At 68.4% G+C, this 14,323-nt stretch carries 15 protein-coding genes; 5 read left to right on the top strand and 10 right to left on the bottom strand.

Features of this window, described 5'->3' with window-relative positions:
- Nucleotides 1–6: 6 nt before the first annotated feature.
- Nucleotides 7–636, bottom strand: coding sequence for a GNAT family N-acetyltransferase (locus tag AC3ERS_RS10315; RefSeq protein WP_431965942.1), 630 nt, complete (start codon nt 634–636; stop codon nt 7–9).
- 265 nt (nt 637–901) lie between these two features.
- Here AC3ERS_RS10315 and AC3ERS_RS10310 point away from each other — a divergent pair, with 265 nt between their 5' ends.
- Complete coding sequence (locus tag AC3ERS_RS10310; protein ID WP_431965940.1) at nt 902–2,428, top strand: cytochrome P450; 1,527 nt, start codon at nt 902–904, stop codon at nt 2,426–2,428.
- A 2-nt stretch (nt 2,429–2,430) separates the two neighbouring features.
- On the opposite strand, the gene AC3ERS_RS10305 is transcribed toward AC3ERS_RS10310, so the two are convergent.
- Together AC3ERS_RS10305 and AC3ERS_RS10300 are read right to left on the bottom strand one after the other, a co-directional pair.
- On the bottom strand, nt 2,431–2,853 hold the full coding sequence (locus AC3ERS_RS10305; protein WP_431965938.1) for a DUF2752 domain-containing protein: 423 nt from the start codon (nt 2,851–2,853) through the stop codon (nt 2,431–2,433).
- Complete coding sequence (locus AC3ERS_RS10300; protein WP_431965936.1) at nt 2,850–3,359, bottom strand: CD225/dispanin family protein; 510 nt, start codon at nt 3,357–3,359, stop codon at nt 2,850–2,852. The genes AC3ERS_RS10305 and AC3ERS_RS10300 overlap by 4 nt, the downstream gene beginning before the upstream one ends.
- A gap of 322 nt (nt 3,360–3,681) precedes the next feature.
- On the opposite strand from AC3ERS_RS10300, the gene AC3ERS_RS10295 reads away from it, so the two are divergent.
- Nucleotides 3,682–5,043, top strand: coding sequence for a M20/M25/M40 family metallo-hydrolase (locus tag AC3ERS_RS10295; protein WP_431965934.1), 1,362 nt, complete (start codon nt 3,682–3,684; stop codon nt 5,041–5,043).
- Nucleotides 5,044–5,089: 46 nt separating this feature from the next.
- Nucleotides 5,090–5,614 carry a YbhB/YbcL family Raf kinase inhibitor-like protein gene (locus tag AC3ERS_RS10290; protein ID WP_431965932.1) on the top strand — a complete coding sequence of 175 codons (525 nt, stop codon included), beginning with the start codon at nt 5,090–5,092 and terminating at the stop codon, nt 5,612–5,614.
- 66 nt (nt 5,615–5,680) lie between these two features.
- Here AC3ERS_RS10290 and AC3ERS_RS10285 read toward each other — a convergent pair whose 3' ends face one another.
- The 4 genes from AC3ERS_RS10285 to AC3ERS_RS10270 form a co-directional block, all read right to left on the bottom strand.
- Nucleotides 5,681–7,513 (bottom strand): AMP-dependent synthetase/ligase, encoded by a 1,833-nt coding sequence (locus tag AC3ERS_RS10285; RefSeq protein ID WP_431965930.1) that lies wholly within the window; start codon nt 7,511–7,513, stop codon nt 5,681–5,683.
- A 162-nt stretch (nt 7,514–7,675) separates the two neighbouring features.
- The gene (locus AC3ERS_RS10280; RefSeq protein WP_431965928.1) at nt 7,676–8,293 is read right to left on the bottom strand and encodes a GTP cyclohydrolase II; all 618 of its coding nucleotides are present in this window, start codon (nt 8,291–8,293) and stop codon (nt 7,676–7,678) included.
- 174 nt (nt 8,294–8,467) lie between these two features.
- Complete coding sequence (locus AC3ERS_RS10275; protein WP_431965926.1) at nt 8,468–9,103, bottom strand: GTP cyclohydrolase II; 636 nt, start codon at nt 9,101–9,103, stop codon at nt 8,468–8,470.
- A gap of 209 nt (nt 9,104–9,312) precedes the next feature.
- Nucleotides 9,313–10,797: a PfkB family carbohydrate kinase gene (locus tag AC3ERS_RS10270; protein WP_431965924.1), complete on the bottom strand. Its 1,485-nt coding sequence runs from the start codon at nt 10,795–10,797 to the stop codon at nt 9,313–9,315.
- 459 nt (nt 10,798–11,256) lie between these two features.
- Here AC3ERS_RS10270 and AC3ERS_RS10265 point away from each other — a divergent pair, with 459 nt between their 5' ends.
- Nucleotides 11,257–11,523: a hypothetical protein gene (locus AC3ERS_RS10265; RefSeq protein ID WP_357457543.1), complete on the top strand. Its 267-nt coding sequence runs from the start codon at nt 11,257–11,259 to the stop codon at nt 11,521–11,523.
- Between the two features lie 14 nt (nt 11,524–11,537).
- Nucleotides 11,538–11,936, top strand: coding sequence for a hypothetical protein (locus AC3ERS_RS10260; RefSeq protein WP_431965921.1), 399 nt, complete (start codon nt 11,538–11,540; stop codon nt 11,934–11,936).
- A gap of 13 nt (nt 11,937–11,949) precedes the next feature.
- Here the strand turns inward: AC3ERS_RS10260 and AC3ERS_RS10255 are convergent, their stop codons facing one another.
- The 3 genes from AC3ERS_RS10255 to AC3ERS_RS10245 are packed head-to-tail and all read right to left on the bottom strand — an operon-like array spanning nt 11,950 to nt 14,317.
- Nucleotides 11,950–13,026, bottom strand: a complete 1,077-nt coding sequence (locus tag AC3ERS_RS10255; RefSeq protein WP_431965919.1) for a quinone-dependent dihydroorotate dehydrogenase — start codon at nt 13,024–13,026, stop codon at nt 11,950–11,952.
- 5 nt (nt 13,027–13,031) lie between these two features.
- Nucleotides 13,032–13,280, bottom strand: a complete 249-nt coding sequence (locus AC3ERS_RS10250; protein WP_067783446.1) for a DUF5703 family protein — start codon at nt 13,278–13,280, stop codon at nt 13,032–13,034.
- Nucleotides 13,280–14,317 (bottom strand): YncE family protein, encoded by a 1,038-nt coding sequence (locus AC3ERS_RS10245; RefSeq protein ID WP_431965917.1) that lies wholly within the window; start codon nt 14,315–14,317, stop codon nt 13,280–13,282. The genes AC3ERS_RS10250 and AC3ERS_RS10245 overlap by 1 nt, the downstream gene beginning before the upstream one ends.
- Nucleotides 14,318–14,323 lie beyond the last annotated feature (6 nt).

The following is a 14,323-nucleotide window of genomic DNA, read 5'->3' as shown; positions in this document are numbered from 1 at the left end:
GCTCCTTCACTCGGCCAGGCTGCGCGGCAGCCACATCATCACGTTGACCAGCGGGCCGGTGCGGCCGATCCGCACCCGGCCCACCCGCAGCGCACCCAGCGCCCGGTAGTAGGCGACATTGCCGTCCTTGCACACCCCGAACATCGGCGCGCCCACCCGCTCGATCTCCGCGATCGCGTAGGCGAGCACCGCCCGGCCCACCCCGCCGCGCTGGTGCACGGGATCGACGCCGAGGGTCACCCCGAAGAAGTGCGGCAGGCCCTTGACCAGATCGGTGATCGTGGCATCCATCGCGAGGGCGCGCGGACCGCCGGAACCCATGGCCCACACGAATTCCGGGATCGAGGCGAGGTAGCGCAGCGGACCGAAACGGTAGTCCGGCGTCTGCCACAGCGCCCCTCCGACGATTCGCCCGTCGGCGGTCGCGACCAGCGCCCCGCCCGCGGGCAGGTACTGGCGGCGGATCATCGCCCTGGTCAGCCGGGGCTGGTTGCGGCGGCGCTGCGCCGCGTCGGGAAACATGTACTCGCCGAACGGGTCGTCGGTGGCGAACGCCCGATCCAGCACCGAGACCAGCTCGGGCACATCCTGTTTCGTCGCCGGACGAACCACAATGTCGTCGAATGTCTCGGTCACAAGCAAACTTTCGTGACGTGCTGCGTGAAAACCCCACCCCAGCAGCAGATTTCTATCTACAAACAGCAACGTACACCAATCGACCGCGGCGCGCAGCGACAAACTGCCGGCCGGTAATCGAGGAAAAAAGTTCCCGCAAGCCGGTACTTTCGGCGGGCCGCGAGGGGCGTTCCCACACCGGACACGTCGTCTACTCTTCGACCGAGCCCGCACGGGCCGAACGCCTTTCGGCGCAGACGCATTCACACACGATGAGGACTGCCGTATGACGACATCGGCAACCGAGCACCCCACCGATCACCCAGGTGACAGCACCCTGCACCCGCCGCGCTGGCAGCCCGCGCCCATGCGCTGGCATCGCACCGAGGTCGGCTGGGCGCAGTCCTGGCGCTACGCCGCCGCGCTGATCCCACGCTGGCGTGACCGCACGCTGGTGCATTACTTGACCGTCGAGTTGCCCGGCGCCGACGACGTGCTCGTCGCCCGCATCCCGCTGCTGCGCTACGCCGTCGTGCGCAATCCCGCGCTGGCCCGGCGCATCCTGGTCTCGAACCAGGAGAACTATTGCAAGAGTGCGGAATACGACATGATGGCGGTGACCTTCGGTCAGGGTCTGGTCACCGATATGGACGACCGGCGCTACCAGCGCAACCGCCGCCTCGTGCAGCCGATCTTCGCGCGCGGCAACATCGAGCAGTTCGCCGGACCGATCACCGAGGCGGCCGGGGACGCCGCCGACCGCATCCTGCGAGCCTGCGCCGCGAACGGCCCCGTGGACATCGGCACGGAAATGAACCGGCTGACCCTGGACATCGTGGCGCGCACCATGTTCGGCACCGATCTGTCCGGCCCGATCTCCCAGATCCGGCTGACGAATCTGCTGAAGTTCTTCGGCATCGGCTTCGCCACCAATATCAGCAGACCGCTGCGCGCGCTGTCGACGTTCGTCGTCCGGTGCACGACACCCGAAGAGCGGCGGGCCGGTTCACGCATCCCCCTCCGCGCCATGCGCTGGCTGACCTGGCTCACCGCACCGCACATCATGCTCGAGCTGCGCCGCATCGAGCGGGCCGTGGACATCCTCGTCGCCGATCATCGCAGCGGCCGCATCGCGCGCAAGGACAACCTGCTCGGCCTGCTGATGGACGCCAGGGACCCGGAAACCGGCCACGCCTACAGCGACACCGAGATCCACGACGAACTGATGACCTTCATCGGCGCCGGGATGGAGACCTCGGCCACCGCCTTGACCTGGACCTGGACACTGCTCGCCGAGCATCCCGGGGCACGCGCCAGGATGCACGAGGAACTGCGTGACGTGCTGGGCGATCGCACCCCCGTGGCCGCCGACGTGGACAAGCTGGTGTGGACGAAAGCCGTTCTCGCCGAATCGATGCGACTGTATCCACCGATCATCGGACTGACCAGGGTGGCGAAGGGCCCCGACGTCCTGGCCGGCTACCGGATCGAGCCGGGGACGACGGTGGTGATCAGCCTGCACGGCGTGCACCACAACGCGTCGGTATGGGAGGACCCCGAGCGCTTCGACCCGTCGCGGCATCTGCCGGAGAACCTGACCACCGAACGCCGACACGGCTCGCTGGCGTTCAGCGCGGGCAAACGCATCTGCATCGCGCAGAACTTCGCGATCATGGAAATGACGCTGTCGTTGGCGGTCCTGGCGCAGCGCATGGAGCTGGATCTGGCGACCGAGGAGCCGATTCGGCGGGCGCTTTCGTTCACCGGCGGGCCCGATGGGCCGGTGCCGATGGCGGCGACACCGCGCACCTGAGCTCAGACGCGCAGACCGGTGAAAGGCGCGATCGGAATGTTGCGCAGCACCAGCCAGCCGAGCACCAGGGCGAGCACGAGGTGCGGCGCGTTCCGGTACTGATACCAGCGCACCGAATCACGGCCGCGGACGCGGTCGCGGGTCCAGAAGACGAACGTGCCGATCAGCGCGATCAGCGCGAGCAGGCCGAGGGCGTTGTAGTGCAGCGCGGCGGGAAGATCCCCGTGCAGTAGCGAATACAGCATGCGGGAACTGCCGCAGCCGGGGCAGTTGATGCCGAGCAGTGCCTTCGACGGGCAGACCGGGATGACGCCGCCCGGCGTGGTGGGATCGGCCCACAGCACGGCCGCGCAGACCAGCGCGCCCGCACCGGCGACCGCGACGGGCGCGGCCAGCCGGTGCGAGACGGAGACGGGGGTGCTCACACCCCGGAGGCTCCGATGAGCGCGATATTGAGGACGAGGGCGATCACGAAGCCGATCACGCCGCACACCGCGGCGATCATCGTCCACTTCTTGGCGTCCTCGGCCGCACGATAGGCCTCGGCGGCCTGACCCTGCGCCCACAGGCTGTTGACGTTGGCCGCCTTCATGATCGCGACGATGCCGAACGGAAGGCAGCAGAACACCGTCGCGAGGATCGCCCAGACCATGTTGTTGTCCGGCGGGGTGCCGGGGTTGTAGCCGGGACCGTAACCGGGGGCGGCGGGGTAGCCGGGGGCCGGGGGATAGCCGCCCGCGGCCGGGTAGCCCGGCGCCGCGGGGTAGCCGGGCGCGGCCGGATATCCCGGCGCCGCGGGATATCCCGGCGCGGCCGGGTAGCCGGGCTGCTGCTGCGCGTAGGGGTCGCTCGCCGGCTGCGGCTGCTGTTGCGCGTACGGGTCGGACTGCTTGTACGGATCGAAGCCGGGCTGGGGCGGGGGGTACGTCATCAATTCCTCACTTGTCGTCGACGCTCGGCGAGCGCGAATGTGGGCTTCGGTGGAACTCCGAGTGCGCGCGCCCCCCGAACGACCCTGACAGTCTGTTGACCAGGTCTCCGGCAGTGTAGTGGGTCGCGGCCACCCTCTCCCGTCGACCGCCCGCCGACGTGCTTGCGGCCGCGACAGCGTGTTTCGGCTCGGCGGGCACGGGTTCGGCTCACGCTGATCGCGATCGGCCGCACGCGCGATCACGCACGCCAGACCGCGCCGCGCGGGGACTCGCGGCGCGGCCGCGACGCGCCGTACCGGCGACGAGTGGTAGGAAAGGGACGTGTCCGTCAACGGCGAAGACTCCAGTCCGAACAGCAGATCTCGTGCGGTGAACGAGGTCGTCGAGTTGGTCAGTCACCTGATCAGATTCGACACTTCGAACACGGGTGACCTGGCCACCACCAAAGGTGAGCGGGAATGCGCCCAGTGGGTGGCCGACCAACTGCAACAGGCCGGATACACCACCGAATACGTGGAATCCGGTGCGCCGTGCCGCGGCAACGTGTTCGCGCGCCTGAAAGGCGCCGATCCCAGCCGTGGCGCGCTGCTGATGCACGGGCACCTGGACGTGGTGCCCGCCGAGGCGTCGGAGTGGAGCGTGCATCCGTTCTCCGGCGCGGTCCGCGACGGCTACGTGTGGGGCCGCGGGGCCGTCGACATGAAGGACATGGTCGGCATGATGCTGGCGGTGGCGCGCCAGTTCGCGATCGAGGGCACGGTGCCGCCGCGCGACATCGTTTTCGCGTTCCTGGCCGACGAGGAAAACGGCGGCAAGTGGGGCTCGCACTGGTTGGTGGACAATCGGCCCGACCTGTTCCACGGAGTCACCGAAGCGGTGGGTGAGGTCGGCGGCTTCTCGCTGACGGTGCCGCGCCGCGACGGTGGTGAACGCAGGTTCTACCTGGTGGAGACGGCCGAGAAGGGCCTGGGCTGGATGCGCTTGCGCGCCAAGGCCCGCGCCGGACACGGCTCGTTCCTGCACGAGGACAACGCGGTGACCATCCTGGCCGACGCGGTGGCGCGGCTGGGCAAACACACCTTCCCGCTGGTGCTCTCGGATTCGGTGGCCGAGTTCCTCGCCGCCGTGTCGGAGGAGACCGGTTTCCCCTTCGATCCGGACAGCCCGGACATCGAGGGACAGCTGGCCAAGCTCGGCACCATCGCCCGCATCATCGGCGCCACCCTGCGCGACACCGCCAATCCCACCATGCTGCAGGCCGGTTACAAGGCCAACGTCATTCCGCAGACCGCGGAGGCGGTGGTGGACTGCCGGGTGCTGCCCGGCCGCCAAGCCGCCTTCGAACGCGAGGTGGACGAGTTGATCGGCCCCGATGTCGAACGCGAGTGGGTCACCAAGCTCGACTCCTACGAGACGACTTTCGACGGGCACCTGGTCGACGCCATGAACGACGCGATCCTGGCCCACGACCCGCAGGGCCGCACGGTGCCCTACATGCTCTCCGCAGGCACGGACGCGAAAGCCTTCGCCCGCTTGGGAATTCGCTGCTTCGGCTTCGCACCGCTGCGGCTGCCCCCCGACCTGGACTTCAGTGCCCTGTTCCACGGTGTGGACGAACGCGTTCCGGTGGACGCCCTCGAGTTCGGCACCCAGGTGCTGGAACACTTCCTGTTGCACAGCTGATCCGAATACCACGGCTCCGACATACAACGCTCCGAAAAGAGGAACGATGACCTACGACCCCTACGACGCACTCCCGAAGGTACCCGGCTTCACCCTCACCTCCGGGGACGTCACCGACCGCGCCCCGCTCGGCAACGATCAGGTCAGCGGCGTGTTCGGCGCCGGAGGCAAGGACATCTCCCCGCAGTTGTCCTGGTCCGGATTCCCCGCCGAGACCAAGAGTTTCGCCGTCACCGTCTACGACCCCGACGCCCCGACCGCCTCCGGCTTCTGGCACTGGGCCGTCGCCGACATCCCGGTGTCGGTCACCTCCCTGCCCAGCGGCGCGGGAAGCGAGGGCGGGTCGCTGCCCGCGGGCGCCGTCACCCTGCGCAACGACGGCGGCTTCGCCGGATTCGTCGGCGCCGCACCGCCGCCCGGGCATGGCCCGCACCGCTACTTCGTCGTGGTGCACGCGGTGGACGTGGAGAGCCTCGGCATCGCGCCCGACGCGTCGCCCGCCTACTTGGGCTTCAACCTGTTCTCCCACACCCTGGCCCGCGCCACCCTGATCGGCACCTACGAGCAGTAGTCCTGCGCGAAAAAAAGACCGTGGCCCCGAGCTTTTGGCTCGGGGCCACGGTCATCTGGTCGCGGCTCAGGAGACGTTGACGACCGTCTCGGGCAGCGGGTTGGCGTACAGCGCCCCGATTTCCTCGGCGTACTTCGCGGCGATCGGGTTGCGCTTGAGCTTCATGGTCGGGGTCAGCTCGTCGCCGCCCGGCTCCCAGGGCGTGCCGACGATCGTGAAGCGCTTGATCTGCTCGACCCGCGACAGTTTGCGGTTACCGGTCTCGACCGCCGCGAGCACCTCGTCGACGATCTCCTTGCGGGTGGCCAGCGCGGCCAGATCCTCGGCGGGAGCGCCGATCTCCTTGGCGCGGATCGCTACCGTGTCGGGGTCGAGCACGATCAGCGCGGAGATGTAGGGCTTGGCCTCGCCGATCGCCACCACCTGGCCGACCAGCGAGGACACCGCCTTCACGGCGTTCTCGATATTGGTGGGCGAGATGTTCTTGCCCGCCTCGTTGATGATGAGCTCCTTCTTGCGGTCCACGATCCGCACGTAGCCGTCGGCGTCGATGGTCGCCACGTCGCCGGTGGACAGCCAGCCGTCGGAATCGAGCGCCTCCTTGGTCTTGTCGGGCTGCTTGCGGTAGCCCGGCGTGATGATCGGGCCGCGCACCAGCAACTCGCCGTCCTCGCCGAGGCGCACCTCCAGCCCGTCGACCGCGCGGCCGACCGAGCCGGGCCGCGGCTTGTCCAGTTCGGTATAGGTGGCCACGCCGCTGGTCTCCGACATGCCCCACACCTCGGTGACGGTGAAGCCGAGGCCGAGGAAGTACTCGAGGGTCTCCGGCGGAATAGCGGCCGCACCGGAGGCGGCGACCTTGAGATTGTCCAGGCCGAGCGCGTGGCGCAGCTTCGACAGCACGAGCGCGTCGGCGACCTTGTACTGCAAGCCGAGCACCGGACCGCGACCGTTGCCCGCGAGATCGGCGCGCGCGGCGGCGATCCCGGTGCCGATGGCCCAGGCCGCGAGCGACTTCTTGACCGGGCTCGGCTCGGTGGCCAGCTTGCCGTCGATGCCCGCCTTGATCTTCTGCCACACCCGCGGCACACCGAAGAACACGGTCGGCCGCGCGTCGGGCAGCGCCGCGGCGATCTCGCGCGGATCCGGAACGCAGGTGATGAGAATGCCGGTGAGCAGGCTGATGGCATGTCCCGAGATGCGGTCGGCGACATGCGCGGCGGGCAGGTAGGAGATCGCGCGGTCGTCGTAGCCGACCCGCAGCGGCCCCGACACCAGCGCGATGATCTGGGCGAGCACGTTGCGGTGGGTGATCTCCACGCCCTTGGACGGGCCGGTGGTGCCCGAGGTGTAGATCAGCGTGGCCAGATCGCCGGGCTCGACGGCCTGCCAGGCGGCGGCGAAATCGAAGTCGGCGGCCGGGTTGGCCTCCACCTCCTCCAGGGTGATCGCGCCGGTGGCCGGGCCGTCCACCACGACGGTGTGCGCGAGTTCGACACCCGCGCCGGTGATCACGTCGAGGAACGCGCGCTCGGTGATCACCACTGTGTTCTCGGCATTGGTGAACAGGTGGGTGATCTGTTCGGGGGAGCTGGTGTTGTAGATCGAGAACGGTGTCGCGCCCAAGTGCAGTGCGGCCGTGTCGACGAGGTTGAACTCGGGCCGGTTGGTGAGCATGATCCCGACGGAGTCGCCGCGGCCGATGCCGAGCGCGGCGAGTCCTGCCGCGATCGATTCGACCCGCTTGCCGTACTCCCGCCAGGTGATCTCCGTCGTGCCGCCGACCGTGCGCAGCGCGACCCCGTCCGGCCGCAGCTTGACGGTCTCCTGGAACGCCTCGGGAACGGTGTAGACCGTCTTGCCTGATTCGTGCGCGAAACCGATTTCTGTAGTGCTCATATTCCCTGTTCCCGATGATCCTGTCGGTGAACCGACTCGATACGCTCGGCGCCAACCGCTGACGCAATGCGCCAGACTCTATGTCATCTTCTCACTGATTTAGGTGTCAACGAGTGGCGCGGCTCACTTATCGTAGCCAGAGCGGGCCGAATGTGACGGTCTTTACAGCGCGAGCAGCCGACGCCACCAGCACCCCGGCGTGGACCGCCGGGACGACAACCGCCAGCCTGAACGTCCCAGCGCCGACCATGTCTCGTCCTCGGCCGGAATCGTGTGCCCGCGCCGGCGCCGCTTGGCCTCCAGGTATCGGCGGGCGCGCTCGCTGCGCGGCCGGGTCACCAAAGGCACTACGGTGACGGCGATGCCGAGGTCGGTCAGGGCGCGCACCTTGTCCGGGTTGTTCGTCAGCAGGCGCACCGAACCGAGACCGAGGTGCAGCAGCGCGCGGGCCGCGTGTTCGTAAGAGCGCGTGTCGACGCACAGCCCGAGTCGCTCGTAGCTGTCGAAGGTGTCCAGCCCGAACACCTCGCTGGTGCGCAAACCCCTTGCCTTGTCGACCAATCCGGCGCCGCGGCCCTCCTGTTCGAGGTAGACCAGCACGCCGCACCCGGCGTCCTGGATCATGTCCATCGACAGGTCGAGCTCGGGCCCGCAATCACAGTCGTCGGAGCGCAGTGCATCGCCGTACAGGCAGCGCGAGTGGATACGCACCAGGCAGCCATCGACCATCGGGCCGAAGACGAGGGCGTGCCCGCCGTCCTCGGCGCCAGGGATCGCCAAGACTCGAACGCGGAGTTCTCGCCCCTTGCGAGTCAGACGATGCCCGGTCTCACGGAGATCGGATGCCGCTCGGTCCATGCCCCTCCGATGCACAGTGCAGCGGTCGGCGAACTGCGGAATCCCCAGTCGCACAATCCATCTATGGTAGCGGGAGGCCGGGCATCGCAGCAGGGGCTACACCAGAACGGGCGGTGCGCTTTCGTGGGCGGATCCGTCCGGCAGCGCGCCGCCGGAATTCGCCCGCGGCAGAATCGTCTGCTCCAACGACCACGGCGATTCGCCGTTGGGGATCCAGTGCCGGCGTCTCCGGCGTTTGGCGTCGAGATACTCGACGGCGCGCTGACTCAACGCCTCGGTGACCAGCGGAACCACTTCCACCACAAGGCCTACCTCGCGCAGCGCGTGCATCTTGGCCGGATTGTTGGTCAGCAGTTGCACCGTCCGTAGGTTCAGCACGTCGAACAGCGCGCGGGCCGCCTGCTCGTAGGAGCGTCCGTCCGGCGGATAGCCGAGTCGCTCGTAGCTGGTGAAGGTGTCCTCGCCTGTCTGTTCGCTCTCCAGGTACCCGCGCGCCTTGGCGAGCAGACCCGCACCGCGGCCCTCCTGCTCGAGATAGACCAGCACGCCGGACCCCGCTTCCTGAATCATGTCGAGGGACTTGTCCAGTTCCGGACCGCAGTCGCAGTCGTCCGATCGCAGCGCCTCACCGTAGAGACAACGCGAATGAACTCGAACCAGACATCCGTCGACGATGTCTCCGAAGACGAGAATGTGGCCGCCTCCGTCGCCGCGATCGGGTAGTTCGATCACGCGAACGCGAGTGTCACGCCCCTTGCGCGTGAACCGATGACCGGCTTCGGCAAGATCCGACGCAACCGTCGTCAACCGCTCCTCCGACTCAACAGGTGCAGCAGCTGCCGCACATCCGAGATGACCTCGCAACCGTACCCTGCGTGTGACGTAACACGCATGTTACTACCAGGTCTTTTGTGTTAAAATACGCTGCCGCGCCGCGCGGATCATCGTTCGTTGCCCTGCCGGACCACCTGGTCGATACGGTCCTTGTCCGGCATCGCGCGCGGCACCGCACCCAGCTGCTGGGTGGGAATCATCGCCGCTGTGGCCCAGACGAAGTCCTTCGCGGCCAGCTCGCCGCCGGTTTCGACGACACGGCATGCCAGCGCGGCGGAGAATGCGGCGGCGGCGCCCACCGAATTCTTCAGCGCCCCTTGGAACCGGCTGACATCGAACTTCAACTGTTCCGAGAGCACCGAGCAGCGGAATTTGTCGATCGCGCACACCGCGCGCACCCCGAGCCCGAGCAAGATCTCCGCACTGTCCCCGGCCGAGTCGGTCGACACGGCAGGCAGCATCGCCTTCAGTTCCGACGGCGATCCCACCAAGTAGTCCACCACCTCGAGGTGCTGGTAAAGATCTTGCGGCACAGCCGGACTCGGCGTGGCGCAGACGATGACCTGCGGCCGCGGCCGCATCTCGCGCACCATCGCGAGGACGTTCTCGGCGATGCCCTTGGGGTGTTCGAACGTCAGCAACACCACCTCCGAGCTCGCCAGCGCCGCCTGCACGGCGCCGGTATGCAGGTCCGCCACATCGAGTTTGACCCTGTCGTCCTTGCATCCGATGAGTCTCGTCTCGCCGCTGGAATCCATGATCACGGCCGTCACCGGGGACCGGCCGCCGTCGACGATCTTCACCAGATCGCAGCGGACGTTCTCGTTGGTCAGGAAGCTCAGAATCTCCGCGCCGTCCTTGTCGTTGCCGACCGCGGAAACGAGCGCGACGTCCAAGCCGAGGCGCGCGGCGGCCACCGCGCGATTCAACCCCTTTCCACCCGGTGGCCTGGTGAAGGTGCCGCGTGCCGCGCGGTCCGCGGCGGGGAAACCGTCGACGCGGTAGAGGTGATCGATGACCGCGTCGCCGACCACTGTCACCGATTTCGGCCGCCGAACCGAATCGGGCAGTGCGACAAGAATTTTCCCGCTCGGCATGGCCTGGGGGATGACGTAACCCGTGTCGGCGGTGAGCAGGTCGGCCAGCGCGGTGAAGGTGTCGCCCTCCGACGACGTGCGCAGCCGCTTCACCGTCGGCGCCTCGGGAACGCGGTCGACCCCGAGCGCTTGGTGCAGCCGCCGCCAGTGCTCGACGAGGTATTCGCGCCGGGGGCCGAGCTTGTCCGCGTACAGGCGGGCGAGATCGACGCCGTCAGGGGGGTTGTCACGAAAAAGGCCGAGCGCCAACGCCGAATCGGCGATGAGGCGATCGGTCGGCGACAGCCGGCGCGCCGTCTCGCGCACGACCGGTAACAGGGATTCGCCCGCGGGCAGGCCGGTGCGCTGCGCGTGCTGGCGCACGATCGGCAGCTCGAGCAGGCTGGTGACGTCGATCTCGGTGTTGCCCAAGCGTTCCGGCCGCAGACCGTAATAGGTGCACAAGCGGGTGAGGATGTCGCGAATCGCGATCGTGCGGGGATTCTGCGGAGCCATCGGCGAGTCCGCCCTCCATCACGTCGTTGTCGTTTCGTTGTGCTTTGCGGAGATTGCCCTCATTCCCGGGTTTAACGGGCGATGAGTCCGGCAATTCCCAAGATACTCCGGCAATTGACCGGGGGAAAGGCAAATGCCACACTGATTTTGGGCGATCTGGTCGTCCCCACCAGCGGACTCGGGAGGGCCTTGGTGATGAAAGAGATTCTGCTGATACGCCGTGACAGGCGGCGCAGGCGCCGCAAGCCCGGCGCGGCCGACACCGAACTCGGACCGAACCGTCCGGCCGTATAGTACCCGGCCGAACGCCGCACCGTCCGAACTGCTTTCACCGCCGGTTCCGCTTCGCCGTCCAGCGAGCCCCGGCCCGTGCGCCTCTCGCGCACTTCGCCGGGGCTCGCCGCTCTCCGAAAACTTCGGTGACCCCCTTCGACCTCGGATGCTCGACAGGAGGCATTCGTGACCATCTATGTCACCGACTGGTCGATGACCAGCGATTGCACCAACGAATCGGCGCAGCGCGTCGCCGACAAATGGCCCAAGTCGTGGCGGCTGAGCTGGCTGCCCGACCGCCTGCTCACTCGCGAGCAGGCACTGGCGGGGATGGATCTCGCCGAGATCGTCAGCACCCAGACCTACCGGCATGATCGGCTCGCCCACCTGCGGGCGGTGCACTACGCCGGACAACTCGGAATTCCCCTGGAGCAGATTCTGCTCGGGCTGTAGTACCGGAGGCAGCCATGACCATTCACACCACCGAGTGGACCATGATCAGCGACCTGACCCCCGAATCGGCCTACCGCGACGGCGAACCCAGCGCCGATGCGTGGCGGCTGAGCTGGTTGCCAGGTCGCACACTCTCCCGCGAGCAGGCGTTCGCCGGCATGGAGCTGGACGAATTGCTCAGCGACCCGGACATGGTGCACGACCGCATGACCCACGCCCGCGCCGCCGAGCGCGCCGACCGGTTGGGCATCTTGCTCGATCACGCGATCATCTTGTTGCACAAGCGGATCGTCGCGCGACTGCGCGACCGGCCAGACGAGTCGGCTCCGGGCCCGGTCGGCGCATGCGGCAGTGGTTCTCGCGCGCACGGCCTTCCGCGGCGCGCGGGCGGTCCACCGCGCGTGTTCGGGTGAGAGAAAGCCGGATTCAGGTCCTCGCCACGTTGTCCGCACCGACCGCCTCGGCGATCGAGCGATATCCGTGGTCGCGCAGACGCGCGGCGAGGCCGCGGTGGATCTTGCGAGTCCAGAACGGGCCGCCGTAGATGAAGCCGGTGAAACCCTGCAGCAGGCTGGCGCCCGCGAGGATGCGCTCGAAAGCCTGGTCGGGGGTTTCGATCCCGCCGACGGAGATCAGCACGAGGCGATCACCGACGCGCCGATACAGGCGGCGCAGCACCTCGAGCGAGCGTTCGGCCACGGGCGCGCCGGACAGGCCGCCCGCACCCATGGCCGCGACCTCGGCGGCGTCGGTGCGCAGGCCGTCGCGGCGAATGGTGGTGTTGGTGGCGACGATGCCCGCGAGACCGAGCTCGAGGGCGAGGTCGGCGACCGCGTCGATGTCGTCGTCGGACAGATCGGGGGCGATCTTGACCAGGACCGGCACCTGGACGGTGTCGAGCACGGCCCGCAGCAGCGGGCGCAGCGATTCCACGGCCTGCAGGTCGCGCAGGCCGGGGGTGTTGGGGGAGCTGACGTTGACCACGACGAAGTCGGCCAGCGGGCCGAGCAGGGCGGCGCTGATCGCGTAATCGGCGGCGGCGTCGGCCGCTTCGACGATCTTGGTCTTGCCGATGTTGGCGCCGATCGGGACGGTGGCGGTCCTGGTGCGCAGCTGGTCGGCGGCGCGGGCGGCGCCGTGGTTGTTGAAGCCCATCCGGTTGATCAGGGCGCGGTCGGCCGGCAGCCGGAACATCCGCGGTGTGGGGTTGCCGGGCTGAGCCTGGGCGGTGACGGTGCCGACTTCGGCGAAGCCCCAGCCGAACGGACCCCAGATGTCGGCGCCCTCCGCGTTCTTGTCGAAACCGGCCGCCAGACCGAGCGGGGCGCGGAACTCGACGCCGAAGACGGTGTTGCGCAGGATCGGGTCGTCGACGACCGCGAGCCGCTTCAGCAGCAGCCGGGTCGGCGCGAACCGGGCGGCCACGCGCATGGCCGCGAAGGCGAGGTGGTGGATGCGTTCCGGCGGAACCAGGAACATCAGTCGAAGCAGCAGTGCGTACATCCGTGTCACATCCCCGGCTCGGGCTGGGGTAGTAGCGAGGTCTTGCGACGGCGCAGCAGAACCTTGCGGCTGCCGTCGGTGTAGGCGCGCACGCGCGAGAGCTCCCATCCGCCGAATTCGGCCTGAATCGCCAGGCGCATCGAGGCGGTCACCCTGGTCACGTCTTTCGGTAAGCGCAGCGGGACGTATTCGTAGTCGTCGCTGCTGGTCTCCCAGTTCGCCGGTAATGCTGCGCGGGAGCTTTTCGGCGCCATCACTGCCCTCTCTTCAGCTGGTCCGCGCGGATCCGCTGGACACCGTCACCGGTGGCGGATCCGACGAACAGATCACCGGTGCGGTCGTCGACGGTCACCGAGTCGGGCTGCCGGACGGTCGGATAGCGTCCCACTTCCTTCGGTATACCCGTCGACAGATCGAATCCGACGACTTCGTTGCTCTGCGTGCACGTCACCCACACGGTCTCGGACCGTCGATCGTAGGCGAGCGCGTAAGGCGACGATCCTACCGGGAAACGCTGGCGCAGGACGAGCGGTCCGGTGGTGTAGACGAGCAGTTCCTCGCCCGCGGTGTCGGTGACGATCACCCTGCCGAAGTGGTCGGAGATCATGTTGGTGGCGCCGTCGCCCGCGCGCAGGGCGAGGCCGAGGTGGTCCTTGGCCGGGTCGATCTCGGTGACGGAGGTCTGGCGGCGGTCGAGCACCGCGATGCGGTCGGCGGTCAGCGCGACGACGTCGGCCGAGGCCAGGCCGGAGACGGAGTCGAGCACGTCGCCGCCGGAGCCGAGGATGCGGACCGCGCCGTCGGCGGTGCCGACGACCAGCGTGCCGTCCTCACGCTGCCGGACCGAGCGGACGTCGCCCTCGACGGGCGTCTCGGTGACCGCGTCGCTCGCGGCGTCGACGCGGATGATCCGGCCGGGCGCGGTGACCAGGATTTCACCGGGCTTGCCCTGGGCCAGGCTGGTCCCGTGCGCGGGCAGGGTGACGGTGCGCTGCCCTGCGCCCGCGGGGGCGGCGGGGTCGATGAGGAAGAGCAGGGTGGAGCTGTCGCTGCTCGCGTCGAGCGCGGCGAGCAGGCCGGTGCCGGATTCGGCGAAGAGGCTGCGGATCGGCGCGCTCAGGCCGATCACCTGGCCCGTGGGCGGGGTCTGCGGTGCGGGCGCGATCGCGGCGGTCGCGGGTTCTCGGGTCGGACCTTCGGGTTCGCCCTTGTCGGAAGAGCATCCGGCCAGCAGGGCGAGCACCGCAAGGACGACGAGCGCTGAGGGGACCGAGCCGCGAGGGCGCACCACCGAACT

The organism is Nocardia sp. bgisy134, from assembly GCF_057708325.1.
This window is presented reverse-complemented; position numbering and strand designations above follow the sequence as displayed.